This is a genomic window from Leptolyngbya sp. CCNP1308 (genome assembly GCF_034932455.1).
Classification (GTDB): domain Bacteria; phylum Cyanobacteriota; class Cyanobacteriia; order Phormidesmidales; family Phormidesmidaceae; genus Nodosilinea.
Genome location: NZ_JAYGIH010000105.1, coordinates 148,767 through 170,720 on the forward strand (window position 1 = coordinate 148,767; position 21,954 = coordinate 170,720).

Here is a 21,954-nt window from a genome sequence, read left to right on the forward strand (position 1 = left end):
GCACAGGGTAGAGGTTGCGAGCCTGACTTCTCCATCCCTAGATAGAGAAAAGCCGCCCCAGAACGCTTTAGCCAGCCTTAACCAAAAACTTGGTCGGAATTTGGGTGTATTGGCTGACAATTTGGCGAAATTCTTCGCCGTCTACCGTCTCGCGCTCCAGCAGCACATCTACCAGATGATCCATCAGCACGCGGTGCTCGCGCAGCAGGCTACGGGCGCGATCGAGGCAGGTCAGGGCAATGCCGCGCACCTGGGCGTCGATCTTGCTGGCCATTTCCTCTGAGACTTCGCTGCGGGGCATCAGGTTACGGCCCAAAAACACCTGGTTATCCATGCTTTCGAGGGCCACTGGGCCAAGCTCAGACATGCCGTAGAGGGTCACCATCTGGCGGGCCAGGTTGCTCACCTGCTGAATGTCGCCGCTGGCCCCGGTGGTGGTTTCGTCGTCGCCAAATACCTCAGCCTCGGCGGCATAGCCCCCCAGCGCCACGGTGATGCGATCGACCAGCCAGTTGCGGGTGTAGAGGCCGCTGTCGATAATATCTTCGTTGGGCAACGACTGGGTAAAGCCTTCAATGCCCCCCGATCTCGGAATAATCGTCACCTTGTTTAGCTCGTCAGAGTGGGTGAGCAGCGTAGTGAGCAGGGCGTGGCCAACCTCGTGATAAGCGGTCATGCGCTTGCGGCTGCTGTCGAGCAGAGGGGTGAGGCTGAGGCCAATGGTGATGCGATCGATCGCATCTTCAATCTCGGTCATGCCCATAGCCTCTTTGCGGCGGCGGGCGGTAAGAATGGCCGCTTCATTGAGCAAGTTGGCCAGCTCAGCCCCCGAAAACCCAGGAGTGCGCCGCGCTACGGCGGATAGAGAAACATCGGGCTCAATTTTTTTGTTGCGGGCGTGCACTTCTAAAATTGACAGCCGCCCCTTGTAGGTGGGCAGGTCAACCACCACCTGGCGGTCAAAGCGGCCCGGACGCAACAGGGCCAGGTCAAGCACATCTACCCGGTTGGTGGCGGCGATCACGATGATGCCGCTGTTGCCCTCAAAACCATCCATCTCGGTGAGCAATTGGTTGAGGGTTTGCTCTCGCTCGTCGTTGCCGCCGCCGATGCCCGCGCCCCGCTGGCGACCCACGGCGTCAATCTCGTCGATAAACACAATACAGGGGGCATTCTCTTTGGCCTTGCGGAACAGGTCGCGCACCCGGGACGCGCCCACACCCACAAACATTTCCACGAACTCAGAACCGGAGATGCTGAAGAAGGGAACAGCGGCCTCGCCTGCGATCGCCTTGGCCAATAAAGTCTTACCGGTACCGGGCTGACCAATCAGCAGCACCCCTTTGGGAATGCGCGCCCCAATGGCGGTAAATTTCTCTGGGCTCTTGAGGAAAGTGACCACCTCTTGCAGCTCTTCCTTGGCCTCTTCGATACCCGCCACATCGTCAAACACGACGCCGGTTTTGGCCTCCATCTGAAAGCGGGCCTTCGACTTGCCAAAGCTCATGGCGTTGCCTGCCCCCGCCGCCGATCGCCGCAGCAGCATAAGCAGACCAAAAATTAGAATCAACGCCAGCAGCGAGTTGGTGGCCAGCCAGGCCAGGGCACCGCTGCTCGACGAGTCGCGAATTTCGACATCGACATCGTTGGCCCGCAGGCGGCGAATCAGCTCGGCGTTACGCTCTCCTGAAAACAGCGCCACCTGTTCAGGTTCGGCATCTTCAGCAGCCCCCTCCAGGGTGACGTAGGCAATGCCTCGGGTTTCGTCTAAGTCAACCTGTTCGACCTGGCCCTGCTCAATTTTCTCTAAAAACTGCCCGTAAGACAGACCTTCCGACTCGGCCTCGGCCTGGGCCAGGGCGGGGGGCAGCGGCATCAAAGTTTGCAGCAAAAACCAGCCGATGGTCATGACGCCCGTAGCGGTTGCGCCAGCACGGGTGCGGCCTGCGGTCTGCTTACCAGGAAAACGAAGGGTCATAGACGGTTTTACTCAGCGAAACTTTACCCGACGCAAGTATCCCCAGATACCGGATGGGCTGTTCACTAGTCTAACCCTCTGGCCTTGAAATGACCGCCCTGCCTGAAAAAGTATCGGGGCGTGAATTTATTTCACGCCCCGATACTTTTGCTATTTAGAACGAGCCTGACGGGATTCGTAGGCGAAGCCTGGGCTATGCCCATAACTGCAACAGCCGACGGGACGGCGGAAGTTGCGGGTGCTTGTAACTAGAACGGGCCTGACGGGATTCGAACCCGCAACTTCCGCCGTGACAGGGCGGTGCTCTAACCAATTGAACTACAGGCCCATGGCTTAGGCAATCTCTATATTGGGGCTTGGGGGAGCTTTTGTCAAACGACTGGCGGGAATTTCTAAAATCTTCCTTGAACTGGGCTATTCAAAGAATTGGAGCACCGTCACCGTGGGGGTGGATAGGTGGTCATAGCGGCTAGCGGTGGCCTCGATCTGGCGCAGCTGGCCCAAAGCCAAACTACAGGGCATACCGTACTTGGCCTGCACGCGATCGCTGGCGATAGTCAGGGCGGTGCGCGATCGCTCCACAAAATCCGTCAGCGGGTAGCTGGTGGCAGGGGCAAAGTAGTCCTTCACCACGAGAGAGGGAGAATAGCAGGTTTCCTGATTGCCGTCGGGCCACTGGATTTGGAAGCGAATTTCAGGCATGAGGGGAGAGGGGTAAGGGAGGTGGGGTGGGGTGGGGTAGGGTGGGTTCAAAATTCAAAGTTCAAAATTTTGAATTCATCTACCCCATCACGGTCTGCGCCAGTCGGCGATGTTCCAGGTAGTAAGATCCCAGGGGGTGAGGTTGATGCCGGTGAGGCGGTTGCTGACGCCGGAGACATCGGCGCGGTGGACGATGGGCATGACGGCGGCATCTTCGATCAGCAAGTCATTCATTTGAATGAAGAGATCCTGCCGTTCTTCGGGGTCAAGGGTGGCGGCGGCCTGCTGCCAGAGGGTGTCGTACTCGGGGTTGCAGTAGCGAGCGTAGTTGCTGCCCGACCAGGTGTTGGCCTTTTGGGCGATTTCAGCGCAGGTGTAGGTCTGCATATAGGAGCTGGGGTCGGGGTTGGTGTTGCCGGTGGCAAACATTTGCAGGTCGGCGGAGAAGCGCTCTAGGGTTTCGCGGCTGGCGGGGTCGCCCGAAAAGTAGACGCTGGCGTCGATGCTTTTTAGCTCGACCCCGATGCCGATCTGCCCTAGGGATTGTTTGACAATCTCCTGGGTTTTCTGGCGCACGGGGTTGACCGAGGTTTGAAAGACGACCTGCATTTCTTGCCCATCTTTGTCGCGGGTGCCGTTGTTGTTGCTATCGACCCAGCCCGCAGCGTCGAGCAGGGCGGCGGCGGCTTCGGGGTCATAGTCGTAGCTGGTGTTGCCCGAGGCAAAGGGGTCGGGGGCGACGAGAAAGTTAGTGGTAGCCTGGCCAGTGGGGCCGTAGATCTGGGCGGCAATGGTGTCGCGATCGAGGGCCAGATTAATGGCCTGGCGCACCAGGCGATCGCTAAAGAAGGGGTGCGGAAACTCGGTGCTAGAGGTCTCGCCGTCGGCGGTGGCCTGGTTGGGGTCGGTGAAGTTGAAGATGACCCGCTCGACCAGGGAGCCAAAGTTGGCCACCACCTCGCCCTGGCCCGCCGCCTCCAGCTGTTCGAGAATGGCGGCCTCGACCTGGAGGTTGTTGGCGTAGTCTACATCGCCGGTTTGCAGCACCGCCCGCGCCGCCGAGGTGGCATCGCCGCCGCCCTTCAGCTCCACCCGGCTAAAGGCGAGCTGGTCGGCGTCGCGGTAGTTGGGGTTGGCCTCAAAGACAATCACATCGCCGGGGGTAAAGGTGGTGACGCGATAGGGGCCGGTGCCCACGGGCATGGTGTTGGCGGGGGCCTCGCGGCCATTGGGGCCGTTGTAGTCTTCAAACATGTGCTTGGGCAACACCATGCCCTCGGTGCCGGTAAACACCAAGTACCAGGCTGGGTTCGGCTCTTTGAAGGTGATCTGTACCGTGGTATCGTCGATCGCCTCTACCCGTTCCACCAGCTCGTAGGTGCCCGCATTGACTGTCGCCACCTCGGGGTTGACGATGAACTCGTAGGTAAACGCGACATCCTCGGCGGTGAAGGGGGTGCCGTCTGACCAGGTAAGGCCTTCCTTGAGCTTCCAGGTGACGGAGGTGCCGTCGTCGGCCACGCCGCCGTTGTCGAGGGTGGGCTCTTCGGCGGCTAAGAACAGCACCATGTTGCCGTCGGCATCAAAGCTAGCCAAAGGTTCGAGGGTAATGCGGCTGGCTTCAGAATCTTTGAACCCGCTGGAGAAGTGGGGATTGAGAATGGTGGGTGCCTGCCAGTAGAGCAGTCGCAGGGTGTCGTCAGCGGCGGCAGGGGCTGTATCGCTGTCAGTTTCAGTTTGAGAACTCTCCGGTGCCCGACACCCGCCAAACAGCAGCAAACATAGACCAGCGGCAGCGACGGCACGAACGTTCATGGGCAGCTCAGTAAAATCCTGGAAATTGGCGGTTGGGGGGCGGCGCGAAGCGCGGCTTGAGATCAGGGTTGACGGCGTTGCTGATTCCAGGTATGAATCGATCTCTGTAGGTATTGGAACCTCGTCCAATTTTTTGCAGAATCATACCGCTATTCAGCAACGCCGGGTTGACCGCAAGTGAGCCTCAGCGATCCCCAGGCATTAGCGTAGCGGGTCGGCAGATTGAGATGGTAAGCCAGGATACAGATCTGTTCTCAAAACTAGCACCCTATCCACCCCCTCCTGCATCGAGGGCGGCGCGCCCTGGAGCTGGCGATGCATGGCAGCAATGATGTCGTCGGGGACTGGTTGCGATCGCCCCCGGTTGCGCTCCAGCGCCAGGCTCAAAGGCAGATCAAACCAAACCAGGGTAATGGGGGCAAAGCCAGATTGGCGGGCAGCGGCGATCGCCTCACGCCGATGCCGCCGCCGCGCATTGGTAGCGTCGTAGATCACACCCTCTAGCTCGCCTTGGTGAATGGCGGCGATCGCCTGCCGCCACCGGATAACTACCTGCTGCCAGATCCGCAGCCAGTCGCCCTGAATGGCTGCATCGCCGTAGAGCTGGGCACGAAGGTCATCGGTAGAGACGATGCGATAGCGGGAATTGGCCAACACAAAATCCCTGGCCCAGGTTGATTTACCGCTGCCGGGAATACCCACCAGCATCAACAGGGGCACAGGGATCGCATCTTGCGTCACCGGATAACCGGCCTAGATAATCATTCCGTCGGGAATCACCGCGTTCTTCAGCACCACAACAATGCCGCTGCGAATGTAGAAGCCCAGGTCTTCGCGCTCGGCCTCCTGCACATTGTCTTTGTTGACGATCTGCACGTTGCGACCAATGCGGGCATTCTTGTCGATAATGGTGCGGCGAATCACCGAGCCTTCGCCAATGCCCAGGGGAATTTTGCCCTGGGTGAGGTGCTGGCTGCTCTCTGACAGCGGCTCGTAAAAGTCGGCCCCCATCAGCAGCGAGTCTTCAATCACACAGTCGGCGTTGATGCGCTGGCGCAGACCCACCACCGAGTGATGAATGCGACAGTTTTTGAGAATGCAGCCCTCAGTGATGCTCGACTGGGTAATGTGGCAGTCTTGCAGCTTGTTGGGCGGCAGGTAGCGGGCGCGGGTGTAGATGGGCGCGTCTTCGTGGTAGAAGCTGAAATCGGGATAGGGCTGCTGGGTCAGCGCCAGATTTGCCTCGTAGAAAGACTCAATGGTACCGATGTCTTCCCAGTAGCCGTCGAACAGGTAGGCCTGCACGTTGTAGTCCCCCGCCGAGGCCGGGATGATCTCTTTGCCGAAATCGGTTTGGTCGAGGTTCTTGCGCAGCAGATCGATCAGCACCTGCTTTTTGAAGACGTAGATGCCCATCGACGCAATGAAGGGCTTCTCGTCGGCCTGCTCGGGGCTCAGGCCTAGGGAGGTGGTATCGACCTTCATCTGCTCTAGGGCGTCGCCCTTGGGCTTTTCGCTAAAGTCGACTACGCGACCGCTGCCATCGACCTTCATCAGACCAAAATCGGAGGCTTGCTTGTAGCCAATGGGCACCACGGACAGCGTGATGTCGGCATTGGTGGCCCGGTGACGCTGCACAAAAAGGCTGTAGTCCATGCGGTAGAGGTGATCCCCGGAGAGGATGATGAAGTCCTCTACATTCCAGGAGTCAAACAGCCACAGGTATTTGCGCACGGCGTCGGCAGTGCCCTGAAACCAGCTGGGGCTCTCGGGGGTTTGCTGGGCCGCCAGCACTTCTACAAAACCTTCGGTAAACTGCGAGAACTGGTAGGCACGGCCAATGTGCCGGTTCAACGAGGCGGAGTTGAACTGGGTCAGCACGTAGATTTTGTGGATTTCAGAGTTAATGCAGTTACTTACGGGAATATCAATTAAGCGATATTTACCGGCCAAAGAAACCGCTGGCTTAGCCCGAAACTTAGTTAATGGATAAAGGCGAGTGCCGGCACCGCCCCCTAGAATGATGGCCAGAACTGATTTCACAAGATTCCCTCGATAAGCCCCATATGGCTCGGTTCACGCCGTCTGTTTCACTTTTCCAGTGTGAGCCTGAGGGTACCGCTTGACAAGGGGGATCTGGAAAGATTGTGACGGAATGTGACCTGGGACACGATAGCGATTTTTGATGATCCCCATAGGGTGAGCTGAGTTCTGAGCTATGGGATATCGGGATCGGGATAGTAGGGTTAGACCGTTGGCCGGTTCACAGGTTCAGACGCTCCAGCGATCTAACTTTCCACCCTCCGTCAGGATCCAAACCTATAGCCCGATCACCGACAGCGTGACGGCGCTGGTGTTGTTTTCAGGAAAGGTGTCGATAAAAAAGGCGCAGAGCTGAGCCGGTTCATCGACCTCTAGGGAAAGGGTGTCGGCGTAGCCGTTGAGGGTTGACCAGGTGCCATTGACCCAGACGCCGGTTTTGAGGTTAGAGACTTTGCCGCCGTAGATCCACAGCAGTACCCAGGGCTCGCCAGCGTTAGGGGCATTGCCGTAGTTAAAGCTGCCTGCTCGAAGACGAAGGATGTAGGAGCCGGGATCGAGGCTGTAGGTGGCCGCGACCTGGTCTTGCAGGTGTTGCATTTGGCTACCGTCGAGCAGAACGGCGTTGTGGCGGCTGTGTACGGCCACGGTTTCGATCGCACAGCTTCTAGCCCCAGGAAGACTAACGGAGCTGGGGGGCACCACTGACTCAACCACCGGAAAAGCATCCATCGGCGGCACCGCCCCAGCCTCGTGGGGTTCAGGTGCCTCGATGATGGTGGGGGTGACATCGACGGTGGCGTCTCGACTGAGGAATCCGACCCCGACTGCCGCTGCTCCCCCCGCCACAGCTGATCCAGGAATGCCCACCCCGACTTCTTCACCCGGGGGGCAGGCGGGCACCCGCACTGGGTCAGACTGGGCCAAGGACAGCCAGTGGTTTTCGCCGGTCACGTAGCCTAGCTCCACCTGGTAGTCGCGATCGCCCAGCGGAATGGGCAGGTGCAGGTCTGGCTGGTCGCCGCTGACCGGGTACTGCTCAATCCGGGCGGGGGGATGGCGATCGGTGTCGCAATCGCTGACGTCATACAGACGCAGCATTAGGTCGCGTCCGCCGCGATCGCGGGCTTCTGCCTGGGCCCGGTGGGACACTTCCCAATAGGCATAGGCGCGGCGGCAGTTGCGCGGGGTAAGAATGATGCGGCTTGGGGCATCGGCCCCAGCCCCTAGCGGTGCCGTACCTACCGGTGCTGCCCTAGGTGCCGCAGCGGGCATGCCCTTGCCCTTGAGCAACCACCACAGCAGCCCGCCCAACAGGGGAATGCCCAGCAGCCACCAGGGAAACCGCCCTGCCGGAACCGTCTCGGTGGTGCCAGCGGGGGGCACTACCGCAGGGTCTTGGTCGGGGGTAGCGGTGGGAGTTGGCGTGACGGTGGGGGCTGGAGTAGCCGTCGCAGCGGGAGATGGTGTCGCTGTTGGCGCTGGGATAGGAGTTGCGGCGGCATCCTCACTGGCCTGATCGGGCAGGTTCATTAAAAAACCTAAGAAGGCCAGTGCCGCCGGGGTCGGCTCCTCGGCGTTGTAGACGTAGGCCCGAGGCTGGGAGTAGGGGTAGCGCGGATCGTCGGGCAGGGTCTCGTGCATAGCCAAAATTCGCACATCGCTGCGGCCCAGCACCTGGGAGGCCACCGTGTAGCCAATGCCGTCAGCGCCCAGGGCCTCGACTACGGCCTCGGTGTCATCGTCATCGACAGGGTCGGCGGTGGAGCCGGTACCAAAAGACGATCCTTCAAAGGCGGCGTACCGGCTCAGGGCGATGCGGGTGTCGCTGAAGTCGGGGCGATCGACCACGCGAATCCGAGCAGAGGCACCCCCCACCTCTGACCAGTTCCTAATTTCGCCGCGAAACATGCGGGCAAACTGGTCGAAGCTGAGGCTGCCGTCAAAGGAGTTTTGGGGGCCGACAATCACGGCAATTTTTTCGCGCTCGATGGGCACTTCTACCAGGCCCTGACTGCGTTCGGCGGCGGTTAAAGGCCGCCCGGCAGCCACAATATCTAGCTCGCCATTGAGCAGCGCCCGCAGCGCCTGATCGGTGCGGCTGACCCCCAAATCCACCGAGGCATTGGGGAAACGTTCGAGGAAGCGATCGCGCAAATCCTCATTAGCCAGCGCCATGCTGCTAGAGCCATCGAGACGCAGCACCGCACCCGCCGGTAGCTCTGTGGGGATTGAGACTGGGTCGGGCAGGGTGCCGGGGGCTTGGGCCAGGAGGCGATCGGCAGCGATCGGGTAAACCGCTGCCGTGGCCAGCAGCAGCGCCCCCGCCCGAGCCAGAGAAAGCGCCCAAGAAAGCGCCGAAAAAGGCGATTGAGTTGCCATGGTAGTATCCCTAACCGCTCCGCTAAATTCGCACAATCGAGAGGGTCAGTTCTTCGTCGTTGTCTTCTAGATAGGTATCAAAGAAAAAGGCGCAGAGGGTGGCAGACTCTACCACCTCCATCACCAGGGCATCGTCGTAGCCGTTGAGCGAAACCCAGGTGGCATTCACCGCCACATTGGTCTTTTGGTTGATCACCCGACCGCCGTAGATCCACAGCAGCACCACCGGCTCATTGCGCAGGGCATCGGCCCCGTAGCCAAAGGAGCCCGCGCGAATTTTGACAATATTAGTACCCGGCTCTAGCCGCACCGAGACCCCTGTGCGCTGCAAAGCCTCCATCTGCTCAGGGCCAAACTGAAAGCAGTTGTGCTTGCCGTGAACCGTCAGATCCGTGACTGTGCACCCGTCCATACCAGGGTCTCCATCCAAAAACGAGCTTGCTACTAGAGACTGTAGGCGATCGCCCCAGGCCCAAACAAAGATCCCACAAATTTTAAGGAATGCCTGGCTCCGGACCCTGAATCATACCCTTGCCACTACAGTACAGATGCATTAGTATTGGTTCATGCGTACTTATGGGTACAACCGTTCCCAACCCTGCTGCAACGGTAGCCCAGCGCACCGCTGACCTGATATCCCCCACGAGAGTTTCCTATGACCACGACTACCGCTCCCCGCAGCCGCTCCGCCGCTGGTGCGACCCGGTCTTCGGCCAAGGCTCGCGGCACCCAGGCGGCCAGCGCCACCACCCCGGTGCTTGCCCTCGATGCCGGCAACTACGACCTCAAATTCTTTACCGGCAGCGGCCACCCCAAGGCCATTCGCTCGGTGCGCTATCAGCTGCCCCAGGGGCGCGACGCCGTCAGTTTTTCAGAGGCTTCCCCGCTGATCGAGCTGCCCGATGGTCGCCGCTACCACTTTGGTGCCCAGGCCTACAAATATCGCCGCCAGCAACAAACCGTAATTGAAAACAAAGTGGAACTGGCCAAGCTGCACCTCTACGCCTGCCTAGAGCCCTTGGCTGGCGATGTGGCCGACTACAATCTCAATCTCCACGTTTCTACCCCCGATCCGGCCCGCAACGGCGAAGACATCCAGGCGCAGCTACTCGGTGTCCATGAGTTTGTCCGCAACGACGTTGAGTTTCGCGTCAATGTGGCATCGGTGGAGGTGGGACGCGAAGGCATGGGGGCCTACCACTACGCCAAGGCCCAGGGCATTATCCCCGGCCAGGGCTACACCATTGTGGTCGATATTGGCGGCGGCACCTGGCTCACCCGTCTGGTAGATGCCGATGGCGAAGTCATCGATGAAAACATCATGGATCGCGGCGGCACCTACGAACTGGCCACCGCCATCAGCTTTGACCACCGCCTCACCGATCTCCTCGGCAGCAGCGCCGATCCCTGCATCGTCATGGATGGCTTTCGCATTGACCACGTCTACGCTGACACGGGCTTAGATTGGGCCGACTGGCTCGATGAGTATTTAGACCCGTGGTTTAAGGGCATCTTCCAAACTGTGAAAGCTCAGTACACCCCCTATATGCCCCGAGTGACGCGCTTTTTGGTGACCGGTGGTGGCTCCCACCTGATCGCCGATCGCCTGCAAGGGCACGATCTGTTCGCCGTCATGGGCGACCCTCAGTTTGCCAACGTTCGCGGCTTGTTTTTGATGACCGGGGATACCCAACTATGCATGACCACCAAGTAACTCAACACGTCCCTACCTCGGGTCGCCCAGCCCGACACGACAACAAAGTGCGTCTGAGTCAAGACGTGCTGGAAAAAGCCGATCGCATCGCCGCTGAGTGGGGCCTTAAGAACGCCCGCGCCGCCGTAGAAGCCGTATTTCGCCGCTATTGCGACGACTATCTCTACGGTCGCCCTCCCGAAGGGGTAGATAGTTTTGCGGCGCGGGAAGAGAGCTTTCCGCTCTATGGGGAGGCAAAGTCTGCTCAGGCTAAGCGATCGGCTCCTATCTCACCTAAGTGCGAAGCGCTCGATGCCCTGGATCAACTCCTGGCACTTTGATGGCTCAGTAATTCCAGTAGTTTCTCCATTGGTGGCTTCGACGCCGCTCAGCCACCGATGGAGAATACTGGGGTTTGCGATCGCCGCTGCCGAAGGGACGCAGGTACTGTGGCACAATGAAAGACAGTCTTAAATTTTGCCGTCATCTTTGAAACGCCTGTGAATTCTACTGTTGCGACCCCCTCGGCCACCTTTGCCCCCGCCCGCCGCGCGGTATTTCCCTTCACCGCCGTGATTGGCCAAGACGACATGAAGCTGGCCCTGCTGCTCAACGTCATCGACCCCAAAATTGGCGGGGTGATGATCATGGGCGATCGCGGCACCGGCAAATCCACCACCATTCGCGCCCTGGCCGACCTGCTGCCCGAAATCGAGGTCGTAGCCGATGACCCCTTCAGCCGTTCGCCTCAAGATCGCGACGTGTGGGCCGAGCGCGGCACCGATGACCTACCCGTGGCGCACAAGAAAGTGCCCATGGTGGATCTGCCCTTGGGCGCTACCGAAGACCGAGTTTGCGGCACCATCGACATCGAGAAAGCCCTGTCTGAGGGCGTCAAAGCCTTTGAGCCGGGCCTGCTGGCCAAGGCCAATCGCGGCATTCTCTATGTGGACGAGGTCAACCTGCTCGACGACCACCTCGTTGACGTGCTGCTCGACTCCGCCGCCTCCGGCTGGAACACCGTAGAGCGCGAGGGCATCTCCATTCGCCACCCGGCTCAATTTGTGCTGGTGGGCTCCGGCAACCCCGAGGAAGGCGAACTGCGGCCCCAGCTGCTCGATCGCTTCGGTATGCATGCCGAAATTCGCACCGTGCGCGACCCCGAGCTGCGAGTGCAAATTGTGGAGCAGCGCTCTGAGTTTGACGCCGACCCCGCCGCCTACCTGACCAAGCACCAGGCCGAGCAAGAGGCGCTTCAGGTCAAGCTAGTTGAGGCCCAGCAGCGGCTGGCCTCGGTCAACCTCGACCACGAAGATCGGGTGCGGATCTCTGAGGTGTGCTCAGAGCTAGATGTGGACGGGCTGCGGGGCGATATTGTCACCAACCGGGCCGCCAAGGCGATCGCCGCCTACGAGGGCCGCACCGAAGTCACCCTCGACGACATCAAGCGGGTGATTGTGCTCTGCCTGCGCCACCGTCTGCGCAAAGACCCCCTAGAGAGCATCGACTCGGGATACAAGGTCGAGAAGGTGTTCTGCAAGGTGTTTGGCCTAGCCGATCCCGACGAAGCGGCGGTCAACGGTCGCCAGCCGGTGGGGGCACGGTAAGCACCCCTGTGGGTCAGCGCATTCTCGGGCTTGACCCAGGGTTAGCCATTCTGGGGTTTGGGGTAATCGACGGCGACGACCCTAATTTACTGCCAGCCACCCGAGGCCATGCCGAGGCCACTGTGGTCGATTTTGGCGTGATTGAAACCCCAGCTAAGACTCCGGTGGGCGATCGCCTCTGCACCATCTATACCGATCTGCACAGCCTGCTAGAGCTGTACAAGCCCGATTTGGTGGCGATCGAGAAATTCTTTTTTTACCGCATGGGCAACACCATTTTGGTGGCCCAGGCGCGGGGCGTGGTAATGCTGGTGCTGGCTCAGCACAGCCTGCCCTTTGTGGAATTCACCCCGGCGCAGGTGAAGCAGGCGCTGACGGGCTACGGCAATGCTGATAAGTCTGAGGTGCAGCAGGCGGTGGCCCGAGAGCTGGGTTTAGAGCGCATTCCCCGCCCGGACGATGCGGCAGATGGGCTGGCACTGGCGCTGGCGGCCTGGTACCAGCGGTAATGACACTTGCATTTCTATCGAATAGAATTAGAGATGAACCATTCAGTCCACTACACAGTTTTTATTGTTAGCTAGGCGAATCAAAGATCTGTCTAAAAACTGACAATCATGCCTCTCGACGGGATTAAATTCAAGCTCTACATACTTACGACTTTTCTAAGTATTTTGGCTTCTATTTTAGGCATTTCAGCAGCCTTATTCGCAAGCTGTGCAAACGTCAACACATTAACGTTCAGCGACTCGGAAGCGGCGTATTACGAGGCGATGTTGCGGAGAGAAGGAAGGCTTAAGCAACTAGAAGGCGATCGCTCATTATGCTCTATTTTACCTACCTACATGAGAAAAATTAAGTGACCTGAGCTTGGTAGTTTTTTGTCCTGACAAATACATGAATTTCTTCAGAAAAAATAGTGCTGCGGATAGCGATAAAGCTGCTAATGGTGAGATTAGCGATGACATCTATAAAAATATTTGTGAGTTGTCGGAGATAGGTGATAGTCATTCGGAGAAAAAAGAATACTCAAAAGCCATTAAGCAGTATCACAAAGCATTTGACTTAATCCCCGAACCCTTTGAGGACTATAAAGCCTCCACTTGGCTGCTAACGGCAACCGGAGATACGTATTTCCTTGCGCAAGACTACACAAATACTCTACATGCTTTAGAAGAGGCGATGTATTGCCCAGAAGCAGTTGGCAATCCATTTATACACTTAAGATTGGGACAGGCATTATTTGAACTGAGCAATTTTGACAAAGCGAAGGATGAACTGGCAAGAGCATATTTGGGTGGTGGCCAAGAAATCTTCGAAGGCGAAAATCCCAAATACTATGAATACCTCAAAACCTTTATGCGCAATATTGAGTGACGGAACATAAATGGATATACATTCAAGCTACTGACTATAATAGACTCCTTGCTAGCAGATAAGTATTGCGATCGCTGTCTTCTCGGCATGATTGAGTAAAAGCAGTGAATTTTCTTTCGGCTTCAACCATATTTTTATTAGCGATCGTTATGTCAGGATGTAGCGATCCAATGATACTGATGAACGATTCCGAAAGAGCCATGTGGGAATCGATGAGGGTCATATCACATGAAGAAGCTAGCTTATTGCGAGTCAAACACTTGAGTCGTGATCTCGAATACTGTTCGAGTAATGGTGACAGCTATTCTTTGTCGCCTGAAGACATTGAGATTTTGTCGAACCGGCCAAATGAAGAATTCAGTGACAAGTTATTTCAATTAATTCCTTCCTGCAAGACAATCACAGGTTATCTAATTGAAGAAATTGACTCAGCTCGCAAAGCTGGGAATTCTCGCAAGAAAATACGTCAGGCTTTGGCAGAAGGGCAATTTTTACCATAGGGCAACACCATCTTGATAAACCCAGACGCGGGGGGTTGGCTCTGCTGGTGTTGGCCCAGCAGAGCCAACCCTTTGTGGAGTTCACCCCGGCCCAAGCGAAGCAGGCGGTGGCCCGAGAGCTAGGTCTAGAGCGCATTCCTCGCCCTGACGATGCGGCGGATGGACTGGCGCTGGCGCTAGCGGCCTGGTATCAGCGGTAACGTCACTTGCACGTCTATAAAAACAGAATTAGAGATTAACAATTTTGCTGGGGTGATAGATGCCAATGCGTCTTGCTCCTAGCAGTAGTGCCACCGTCGTGCAGTGCAGAGCCAACCAGCTGCGCCTCTCGCCTAGCCCGACGCATCCGTAGCGTTATGCCCTGCGTACCAAGAGGGTGGATAGCGCGCTCTGCTAAACCATAGACGAGAAAACTGCCACAGTGACCCGTCTTTCCCGACAGGGGTTTGACAGGATGGTATCTAGAGCCCTGGGGAACCAAAACCCTGGGGGTCTGAGGGCGCTGGCGTTCGCGAAGCGTTTCTTTCAGAGAAAGCCTCTCTGGAAGAGACTCGCCCGAAATTCGGCCAATTTTTCGCGGTGGTGCTCTACTTTTTAGGTTTTGTGCCAATGTAGGTAGCTGGCACAGCACTCTAACGAACATACAGGGTCGGTAGAATGAGGAGACAACTGGCGCGGTTTGAGCACTGGCGACGCGCATGGTCACTGGCACACCACTGGATCAATAACGCGGCTATGCTCGATTTTTTTAAATATCGAGTGGGGCAGTCAGCGTGGACCAAGCTGATTGGCCGCACCCTCATGAAGTGGCAGCAGGACGACTGCCTCGAGATGGGTGCCGCCCTCGCCTACTACGCCTTGTTCTCAATGTTTCCGATGATTTTGGTGTCGTTGAGTATAGTGGGCTTTTTGATTGGCCCCAGCACCGACGCCTACAACGCCGTGCTCCACTTCGCCCAAGAAACCCTGCCCCCCGACGCCTTTCCCCTGGTGCAGGCTACTCTGATCGAATTTCACAACGGCAGCACCAGTGCCAGCATCGTCGGTTTTGGCATTTTGCTGTTTACCTCCAGCGGTTTTTTTGGGGCGCTCAGTCGCTCCTTTGACAAAATTTGGCATACCAGGCCCAGCCACCACCGCTTCGGCGGCGTGGGGGAAGTGGCGTTTATCTTTTTGTGGCGGCGGTTTCTGGCGTTTTTGCTGGTGATTGGGGCTACCAGCCTGATTTTTGTGTCGCTGCTCTCCAACATTGCCATCGACACCATTACCAAAATTTTGGAAGGGGTCAACCAGTGGGTGACGGTGCTGGCAATCGACCAGGTGCAGCTGCTGTCGTGGCTGCGGCTGGGCGTCTCGTTTGTGACGCTGACGCTGGTGGTAATGGTGCTCTACAAAACCCTGCCCAGCACCCGCGTCGCCTGGCGAGACGTGTGGCTAGGGTCGCTGCTCACCGCCATTCTGTGGCTGATTTTGCAGCAGTTAATCAGCAACAGCGTCATTAGCCTGGGCAGCCAGTTTCGCTCCTACGGGGTGGTGGGCGGGGTGATGGTGCTAATGCTGTGGATCTATCTCACCAGCCAGATTTTCTTTTTGGGGGGCGAGTTTACCTATGTCTATGCCCACCAGTTTGGCAGCCGCAGGGGGCAGAAAAAGCTGACGGCCAAGATAGGGAGCCAGTGAAAGGGCGGGCCAGTAAGTGGTTTAATTTATAGAGCAGTTTACGGAATAGGCCAATGGCTACAGCGCAGCGCGGAGTCACGATCTGGTTTACGGGGTTGAGCGGGTCGGGTAAATCGACCATTGCTCGCGCCCTGGAGGCCGAACTGCGCCAGCGGGGGTGCCAGCTCGAGGTGCTCGACGGTGACGTTGTGCGCACCAACCTCACCAAAGGCCTAGGCTTTAGCAAGGAAGACCGGGACGAAAACATTCGCCGCATTGGCTTTGTGTCGCACCTGCTGACCCGCAACGGTGTGGTGGTGCTGGTGTCGGCGATCTCGCCCTACCGCGAGGCGCGGGATACGGTGCGCGATCGCATCGGCGATTTCGTCGAAGTCTTTGTCGATGCCCCCCTCAGCGTCTGCGAAGACCGCGACGTGAAGGGTCTCTACAAAAAAGCCCGCGCTGGCGAAATTAAGCAGTTCACCGGCATTGACGACCCCTACGAAGCCCCCCTCAACCCCGAAGTACACTGCCACACCGACCAGCAAAGCGTTGAGGAAAGCGTCGCCCAGGTGATCGACAAGCTCGAAGCCATGGGCTACCTGGCGGCAGCAGCGGTAGCCTAGATTTTGCTAAATCTATAGCTGTAGCCAGTCTGGTTAAGTCATTTCTCTTCATAAACGTTCCAAAGTTCCAACGTTTTCTGAATGTCCTAACCCAGTGACTATAGCTATAGAAAGCAGGGTTTTGTCGGGGCGAATAACCATTCGCTCCAGCAAACTGGGCAATTAAGGCGATTTTCGGAAAACCTTCTCCCCAATGGTGGGCTGTGCCCCTCTACGGTGGCTACAATCGCCCAACAAAGCGGCGATCTTCTTTTCTAGAAATCTCCTGAGCGGAATTTAGTATGACTTGGCAAGGCCTCAAATTTCTTCTGCCTCAGAAACCGCTTCCTTTGAATCAATGCGGTTGACAGCCCAAAAAATCCCGGCACTGCCTGGGGCTCTGAGCTTGCAGGCTGGGCACTCGCAGGTCGCGCCCCCCTCAACCAGGGTGAGATATTTAATTTCGGCATGGATAGAGAATTCGCTAACTGGCAGCCCCAGCATCTTTTTGATGTGGGATTCTAAGGGTCGACAGGCTCGTCGCGCATAGCCCTGTCCGGCTCGTTCAGAGTAAATAACGTAATCCGAAAGCCAGGTGTCATTCATGGGGAACTCTATCAGGCAACGTTGCATCTACCTTGAGGCATAGATTCAGACTACGCCCTAAGGTAGATGTAAATCAATGGTGCCCTAAACCAAAGTGGCGTGCTCACCCCGTTGGTCGGCTCGACCGTCTACCAATGTTTCCCTGCTGTCCGCAACCGTGGAGCAGCTCGACCTCTAGCGTTACCCTAAGACTCGACTGCGCCGCAGCTTGTTAAGTAAGCGCCCAGGCGGTTCTCGGCGGGCGTAGCTGACCAAATAGTCATGCACCAGCTGATAGAGATCGATGGGGATATCGGGCAGCAAGAACACCAGGCCCGAGCCCACTAAAATGTCGAGCACCAGATCAAGCTGGTCGGCTTGATAGGCAGCACCGCGCAGGCTGAGTTCTTCTTCGAGGTCTTCGCGGCTTTTTTGGGGGCGATAGGGGCGGCTGTCGCGATCGATATCGGTGAGCAGGTAAAGCACCAGGCGAGCCAAATCGGCATTTTCAGCGCCGCAGTCGTCCACCACGGTGCCCAAAAAGTTTTGCACCAGCGTCTCTTTGGGGTGGTCGCCCAGGTCGAGGTATTCCTCTAGGGTGTTGATCTCCTGACGCTGGAGCTGGGCACCCACTACCTGCAGCTCAATGGGGCGCACCTCGCCAATGGGGGTAGACAGGTCGGCCACCAGCTGGTCGATCAGGGCGGTTTCGAGATAAAAATGGGCGTCGTCGGTGAGGCGGCGAATCAAAAACTTGGCATCGGTGGCCTTGAAGTTGCCTAGGTAATAACGGTAGTCGCGGCTGAGAATGTCGTTGTTGAGAATATCGAGGTCAAAGCCGCGCTCAATTTCGAGCAGGTGGTGGAGGTAGTCTTCCCGCAGGGCCAGCACCACCTTGAGGTAGGGGGTGTTGAGGCAGTCGAGCAAGAAGGCGTAGAAATCGCGGCGCTGGGTGAGCTCTACCGCATCAACAAAAAATTCTTCGAACTGGTCAAAAATCAGCACAATTTGCCGATAGCGCTGCTCGGTGAGGCGTTGGAGGCGATCGCTGAGATCGGTCGGGTCGATGGGGGCAGCGGGCGGAATGCCATCGCCGTCGGCCTCGTTCTGCTGCTGCAGGGCGCGGGCCAGGGCCTGGTTGACCTCGTCGGGCCAGTCGCGGTAGCCCTTGACCAGCACGGGCAGGGTCGATCGCCCCTCGGGGAACGACTTAGCCAAGGCCGGCACCAGCCCGGCGTAGAGAATCGAGCTTTTGCCCACCCCCGACGGCCCGTGGATAATCACCAGCGGGTAGCGGGGTTGCTCAAGGCGATCGGTAAGAGCCTCGACATCGGCCTGGCGGCCCGAAGCCTGAATCTCGGTGGCCAGCAGCGCCTGGATCGAGCCCGCGCCCTTCAGCGGCAGCTCTTGAGGCTGAATTTCACCTGCCCCAATAAAGGCCCGCAGCTTAAAGCGGGTGTCAACCTGGCGCTGCTTGAGCTTGACCCCAAAGGCGGCGCGGTATTTTTTTTGCTGGTAGTACTGCTGTTGCAGGGTTTGCAGAATGCTGCGGTAAAGGGGCAGGTCGGCTTTGGGGTCGGTGTAGGTGTAGGCTGCTTCGAGCAGGGTGGTGGCCGCCTCGGGTTGGCCCTGGGCAATATACACCCGCCCCAGCAGGTAGAGGTACCAGCCCCGCTGATACTGGTTGGCCACCGCCAGGGCGTTTTGCTCTGTCCTGGATTCAGTTTCGCTAGGGGAACCGGCGGTGACGGCCCCCGCGATCGCCAGAATATCCAGCGCCCGCTCGGCGTTGGTTTTGGCGGTGGCAGCATCGCCTTGGGCCAGGGCCACCTCTGCCAGATAGCCGTGGTTGCGGGCCAGGCGAATGGGGTCTTGGCGGTGCAGGGTCAGCCCCTCCTGGGCGGTGCGGGCCAGGGCGGGCCAGGCCCCGAGCTTTTGCTGCACCTCCGCCAGGGCGTGGATAAATTTGCCGACCAGGTCAGGCTGCTCCAGATCGCGAAAGATGCGCAGGCAGGCGGTGAAGTAGCTCTCGGCCTTGTGGAGCAGGCGATCGTACACCACCCGCTGCAGGGTCGCCTGGCTGCGGGTGGTCGCCCCGAGGTAGAAGAGGAGGACGGCCTGTTTTTGGCGGGGGGTGGGAGGTGGGGGGGTGAAGGGGGGTGGGGGCAGAGAGGACTCAGACTGCTGCGGGGAATTTTCGATTTTCGATTTTCGATTTTCGATTTTTGATGGGCGGGGGGATTTTTGCCAGTAGGCGAGGCTTTGCTCGAAGTGGTAGCGGGCGACATCGAGGTCGCTGCGGCTAAAGGCGTCGCGGCCCTTGAGAAAGTCGAGGCTGGCCCTGAGTTCGCTGTCGAGGGTGGCGTGGGTTTGGGCAATGTCGGTCAGGGCAAACTCCAGCTCGGTGCGCAGGGTCGAACCGGGTTGGTAGTCGGGGGCTTCGGTGGAGTGGGGGCTGCTGTCGCCCAGCGAGAGCATGGTGGCAAACAGGTCGTTGGCGTTGGCGTGGAGCGAGTCGATCAGCTCGCCGGGGGGGTATTCAAAAGCAATGGGGGCAGCGGCAAAGCTTTTGAAGTCGGGGGCGTGGCGGTTGAGCATGGCCAGGGTGCGATCGCTCACCCACAGCACCACCGGAAACGGCAGGATCTTGGGAAAGGCATTGCGCCCCAGGTTGGCGGCTTTAAACACCGCCGTGGGGTTTTGCACCTGCTCTAGGCCGGTCACCATCAGGGCGGGGAGCAGCGGCGCGGCGGCGGGGGTGAGGGCCTGGAGTAGGGTGGTGACGTGGGCGGGCAGCGATCGCTCTACCAAAGGCGTCTGAGTCTGCAAATGGTCAACCATCAACCGCTGCAAACGCGAGTAGTTGCACCGGGCCAGCACCAGCGAAAAGCGGTTGGGTCTGAGGGTAATCGCCCGCTTCAGCTCGGCCAGGGCGGCCTGGTTGTGGGCCACCATATCGCTGGCTCCCAAGCGCTGCAGACCGCTCATGGCTGGGGCTGCTGGGCGCGCCAGCTGCGGTAGCGATCGGTCTCGGCCAGCAGGGGGTTGAGGCCAAACCAGCGGCCCTGGGCATCGCGGTATTCGTACAAAAACAGGCTGCGCACCAGAATGTTGTAGTCTTCATCCCCCTGCACATCCCGGCGGGAGACGGCCTGGAGCAGCAGATCCCACTCGTGGTCGCTGACTAGGCCCATCAGGCTGTCGCGCTCGTTGCGAATCACCGCCTCTAGGGTGTCGCGCAAGAAGGGCGGGTCTTGCTTGCGCAGGCAGCCATCCAGCAGGCGAATCAGGTTGCGCATGTGGCCGCCGCTCATCTGGCAGAGGCGATCGAGGGTGGCCAGTTCGTCAAATACGTGGCCCACCGCGTCGATGCGCTGGTTTACATTCAGCTCTGGAAAGGCGCGAATCAGCACCATCTGCCGCAGCAGCGCCATGCCTGCCTCGTCGGAGCTGCCTCTGCGATCGCGCACCGGCACCATAGGCAGCACCATGGGGTTGGTGCCAAACCGGTTCGACAGCCGCACCAGATCGTTCGAAAACATCAGCTCCAGAGGAATGGTGTAAACCATGTGGCAGTCGAGCTGCCTAAGCTGCTCCCCCCGATCGACAAAAATGTACTCCGACTGGAGCCGCCCCTGGGAGCGGGGGGCGCTGTCGATGCGATCGAGGTTGTCCATAATCACCACCAGGCGGTTTTTGCCCTGGGCCTGGAGGCGATCGTTGGCGGGGGTGAGCAGCTCGTCGTTAATGGCGGTGATAATGCTGCGGGTGCGCGGCTCCAGGTACTGCCGGAGCTGGCTGCGCATGTCGGGGCTCTGCTTGGCCGAGGCGGTGATGCTGGCAATGCCCGCCGAAAAGCTCACGTCGGAGATTTCCATCGGGGTGCGCAGAGTGTCGGCCAGGTTTTGAAACAGGCCTTGCAGGTAGGTGGGCTTAGTCGCAATGCCCAATTTGTCCAGATGCTCGCTGATGTTGTGGGCAATGCTGAGCAGAATATCGGAGATCTCCACATCGGCCATCTCCAGGTCGCGGTCTGACTCAAAGTAGACCACTTCGAAGCTGCGCCGCATTAAGGCGTCTTGCAAGCGAAACAGCTCGGTTGATTTGCCGCAGCCAATGTGGCCAGTGAACAGCTGAGTGGTGGGTCGGTTGCGGGCCAGGCGGGCGATTTTGCGCTCTAGCTCTTGCACAATGTCGCCGCCGCGCACCGCCGAAAAGTCGATATAGTAGCGCTTGCCCCGCAGCGGCTGGGTGGGGTCGCAGGCATCGTAAAACTGCTGTAGATCCAGCATGGGTAATGGCTGTAGGGTTGCCCCCAGGGTAGCGCAAGGGCTGTGGGGCGGAGCTAAAGCTTTAGCGCCAGTTAGGGATAAACCTGGGGATAGTCGGCGGGATCGACAAAGTTCTCCTCGGGTGAGTCGCTGCACTCTTGATAGCGGAAGGTTTCTAGCGCTAGCTCGCCCCCCGACCAGCGGTAGTCGGCCAGTGAGCCACAGTCGCCGATGCCCCGCGCCTTGCTGAACACCGTCAGCAGACCTTGCTCGGGGTCAAAGGTGGCCAGGCCGCCCACGGTGCCCTCGCTGGTGCGCACAAATTGCCCGGTTTCGTCGGGATAAAACACGTCGAGCGACAGCGGCTGCCACGAGCCATCGGGTTGGTAGGCGACGTAGGCGTAGACCGCCTGGTAGGCGGCGTTGGCGCAGACCAGCTCTACCAGGGCGCGATCGCCTACCCGATAGACCCGAGAGTCTGCCTGGGCGACCTCAGGCTGGTAAAACCCATCGCACAGATCAAGGCTTTCGGCCTGGTCGTAAACGGTTTGGAGAATGGCCTCATCCGGAGGTAATGCGACCCCGCTCTCGGGGTTTGAGCCTGACTCCGCCGAGGGGGAAGCGGCTTCGGGGTTGGGGGTTGAAGGCGTGGTGCAGCCCGCGATCGCAACCATCGCCAGCATCACCATCGCGCCCTGGGGTTTTAGTTGTCTCACTTGAGCCTCCTCAGCGCGATCGCG

At 58.7% G+C, this 21,954-nt stretch carries 20 protein-coding genes and 1 tRNA gene; 9 read left to right on the top strand and 12 right to left on the bottom strand.

The annotated features are described in order from the left end of the window. Positions 1 to 67: 67 nt before the first annotated feature. The 8 genes from ftsH to VB780_RS26405 form a co-directional block, all read right to left on the bottom strand. Positions 68 to 1,978: an ATP-dependent zinc metalloprotease FtsH gene (gene ftsH / locus VB780_RS26370; protein ID WP_323354168.1), complete on the bottom strand. Its 1,911-nt coding sequence runs from the start codon at positions 1,976 to 1,978 to the stop codon at positions 68 to 70. Between the two features lie 254 nt (positions 1,979 to 2,232). Further along, positions 2,233 to 2,306 (bottom strand) — tRNA-Asp (locus tag VB780_RS26375). An 86-nt stretch (positions 2,307 to 2,392) separates the two neighbouring features. Continuing rightward, positions 2,393 to 2,680, bottom strand: a complete 288-nt coding sequence (locus VB780_RS26380) for an MSMEG_0570 family nitrogen starvation response protein (RefSeq protein ID WP_323354169.1) — start codon at positions 2,678 to 2,680, stop codon at positions 2,393 to 2,395. Between the two features lie 87 nt (positions 2,681 to 2,767). Next, positions 2,768 to 4,495, bottom strand: coding sequence for a peptide ABC transporter substrate-binding protein (locus VB780_RS26385; RefSeq protein ID WP_323354170.1), 1,728 nt, complete (start codon positions 4,493 to 4,495; stop codon positions 2,768 to 2,770). Between the two features lie 201 nt (positions 4,496 to 4,696). Further along, positions 4,697 to 5,236 (bottom strand): AAA family ATPase, encoded by a 540-nt coding sequence (locus tag VB780_RS26390; RefSeq protein WP_323354171.1) that lies wholly within the window; start codon positions 5,234 to 5,236, stop codon positions 4,697 to 4,699. Between the two features lie 12 nt (positions 5,237 to 5,248). Then, positions 5,249 to 6,538: a glucose-1-phosphate adenylyltransferase gene (locus VB780_RS26395; protein WP_323354172.1), complete on the bottom strand. Its 1,290-nt coding sequence runs from the start codon at positions 6,536 to 6,538 to the stop codon at positions 5,249 to 5,251. A 276-nt stretch (positions 6,539 to 6,814) separates the two neighbouring features. After that, positions 6,815 to 8,917, bottom strand: a complete 2,103-nt coding sequence (locus tag VB780_RS26400; protein WP_323354173.1) for a substrate-binding domain-containing protein — start codon at positions 8,915 to 8,917, stop codon at positions 6,815 to 6,817. Positions 8,918 to 8,939: 22 nt separating this feature from the next. Continuing rightward, positions 8,940 to 9,329, bottom strand: a complete 390-nt coding sequence (locus VB780_RS26405; protein ID WP_323354174.1) for a hypothetical protein — start codon at positions 9,327 to 9,329, stop codon at positions 8,940 to 8,942. A gap of 243 nt (positions 9,330 to 9,572) precedes the next feature. Here VB780_RS26405 and VB780_RS26410 point away from each other — a divergent pair, with 243 nt between their 5' ends. The 9 genes from VB780_RS26410 (at position 9,573) to cysC (ending at position 16,379) form a co-directional block, all read left to right on the top strand. Continuing rightward, positions 9,573 to 10,631, top strand: a complete 1,059-nt coding sequence (locus tag VB780_RS26410) for a ParM/StbA family protein (RefSeq protein ID WP_323354175.1) — start codon at positions 9,573 to 9,575, stop codon at positions 10,629 to 10,631. After that, on the top strand, positions 10,613 to 10,951 hold the full coding sequence (locus VB780_RS26415) for a hypothetical protein (protein WP_323354176.1): 339 nt from the start codon (positions 10,613 to 10,615) through the stop codon (positions 10,949 to 10,951). The genes VB780_RS26410 and VB780_RS26415 overlap by 19 nt, the downstream gene beginning before the upstream one ends. 159 nt (positions 10,952 to 11,110) lie before the next feature. After that, entirely contained in the window at positions 11,111 to 12,217 is a 1,107-nt protein-coding gene (gene bchI / locus VB780_RS26420) for a magnesium chelatase ATPase subunit I (RefSeq protein ID WP_323354177.1), read from the top strand. A gap of 8 nt (positions 12,218 to 12,225) precedes the next feature. Continuing rightward, a complete protein-coding gene (ruvC, locus tag VB780_RS26425; RefSeq protein ID WP_323354178.1) occupies positions 12,226 to 12,726 on the top strand; it encodes a crossover junction endodeoxyribonuclease RuvC in 501 nt (166 codons plus the stop codon). Positions 12,727 to 13,114: 388 nt separating this feature from the next. Continuing rightward, positions 13,115 to 13,594 carry a hypothetical protein gene (locus tag VB780_RS26430; protein WP_323354179.1) on the top strand — a complete coding sequence of 160 codons (480 nt, stop codon included), beginning with the start codon at positions 13,115 to 13,117 and terminating at the stop codon, positions 13,592 to 13,594. Positions 13,595 to 13,698: 104 nt separating this feature from the next. Next, positions 13,699 to 14,094 (top strand): hypothetical protein, encoded by a 396-nt coding sequence (locus tag VB780_RS26435; RefSeq protein ID WP_323354180.1) that lies wholly within the window; start codon positions 13,699 to 13,701, stop codon positions 14,092 to 14,094. A 35-nt stretch (positions 14,095 to 14,129) separates the two neighbouring features. Continuing rightward, a complete protein-coding gene (locus VB780_RS26440) occupies positions 14,130 to 14,294 on the top strand; it encodes a hypothetical protein (RefSeq protein ID WP_323354181.1) in 165 nt (54 codons plus the stop codon). 535 nt (positions 14,295 to 14,829) lie between these two features. Then, positions 14,830 to 15,774, top strand: coding sequence for a YihY/virulence factor BrkB family protein (locus VB780_RS26445; protein WP_323354182.1), 945 nt, complete (start codon positions 14,830 to 14,832; stop codon positions 15,772 to 15,774). A gap of 53 nt (positions 15,775 to 15,827) precedes the next feature. Next, entirely contained in the window at positions 15,828 to 16,379 is a 552-nt protein-coding gene (gene cysC / locus VB780_RS26450; RefSeq protein WP_190523019.1) for an adenylyl-sulfate kinase, read from the top strand. A 297-nt stretch (positions 16,380 to 16,676) separates the two neighbouring features. Here the strand turns inward: cysC and VB780_RS26455 are convergent, their stop codons facing one another. The 4 genes from VB780_RS26455 to VB780_RS26470 all read right to left on the bottom strand — a co-directional run bounded on the left by VB780_RS26455 (position 16,677) and on the right by VB780_RS26470 (position 21,930). Then, positions 16,677 to 16,964 carry a hypothetical protein gene (locus VB780_RS26455; protein ID WP_323354183.1) on the bottom strand — a complete coding sequence of 96 codons (288 nt, stop codon included), beginning with the start codon at positions 16,962 to 16,964 and terminating at the stop codon, positions 16,677 to 16,679. Between the two features lie 180 nt (positions 16,965 to 17,144). After that, entirely contained in the window at positions 17,145 to 19,931 is a 2,787-nt protein-coding gene (locus VB780_RS26460) for an ATP-binding protein (protein WP_323354184.1), read from the bottom strand. Beyond that, positions 19,928 to 21,235, bottom strand: coding sequence for an ATP-binding protein (locus VB780_RS26465; protein ID WP_323354185.1), 1,308 nt, complete (start codon positions 21,233 to 21,235; stop codon positions 19,928 to 19,930). The genes VB780_RS26460 and VB780_RS26465 overlap by 4 nt, the downstream gene beginning before the upstream one ends. 71 nt (positions 21,236 to 21,306) lie before the next feature. Then, the gene (locus VB780_RS26470) at positions 21,307 to 21,930 is read right to left on the bottom strand and encodes a DUF1176 domain-containing protein (RefSeq protein WP_323354186.1); all 624 of its coding nucleotides are present in this window, start codon (positions 21,928 to 21,930) and stop codon (positions 21,307 to 21,309) included. Between the last annotated feature and the right edge of the window lie 24 nt (positions 21,931 to 21,954).

Bases quoted from the DNA above. Each gene is read 5' to 3' on its own strand.
- ftsH (WP_323354168.1), bottom strand. From the start codon at position 1,978: ATGACCCTTCGTTTTCCTGGTAAGCAGACCGCAGGCCGCACCCGTGCT.
- VB780_RS26380 (WP_323354169.1), bottom strand. From the start codon at position 2,680: ATGCCTGAAATTCGCTTCCAAATCCAGTGGCCCGACGGCAATCAGGAA.
- VB780_RS26385 (WP_323354170.1), bottom strand. From the start codon at position 4,495: ATGAACGTTCGTGCCGTCGCTGCCGCTGGTCTATGTTTGCTGCTGTTT.
- VB780_RS26400 (WP_323354173.1), bottom strand. From the start codon at position 8,917: ATGGCAACTCAATCGCCTTTTTCGGCGCTTTCTTGGGCGCTTTCTCTG.
- VB780_RS26405 (WP_323354174.1), bottom strand. From the start codon at position 9,329: ATGGACGGGTGCACAGTCACGGATCTGACGGTTCACGGCAAGCACAAC.
- VB780_RS26410 (WP_323354175.1), top strand. From the start codon at position 9,573: ATGACCACGACTACCGCTCCCCGCAGCCGCTCCGCCGCTGGTGCGACC.
- VB780_RS26415 (WP_323354176.1), top strand. From the start codon at position 10,613: ATGCATGACCACCAAGTAACTCAACACGTCCCTACCTCGGGTCGCCCA.
- VB780_RS26430 (WP_323354179.1), top strand. From the start codon at position 13,115: ATGAATTTCTTCAGAAAAAATAGTGCTGCGGATAGCGATAAAGCTGCT.
- VB780_RS26445 (WP_323354182.1), top strand. From the start codon at position 14,830: ATGCTCGATTTTTTTAAATATCGAGTGGGGCAGTCAGCGTGGACCAAG.
- cysC (WP_190523019.1), top strand. From the start codon at position 15,828: ATGGCTACAGCGCAGCGCGGAGTCACGATCTGGTTTACGGGGTTGAGC.
- VB780_RS26455 (WP_323354183.1), bottom strand. From the start codon at position 16,964: ATGAATGACACCTGGCTTTCGGATTACGTTATTTACTCTGAACGAGCC.
- VB780_RS26460 (WP_323354184.1), bottom strand. From the start codon at position 19,931: ATGAGCGGTCTGCAGCGCTTGGGAGCCAGCGATATGGTGGCCCACAAC.
- VB780_RS26465 (WP_323354185.1), bottom strand. From the start codon at position 21,235: ATGCTGGATCTACAGCAGTTTTACGATGCCTGCGACCCCACCCAGCCG.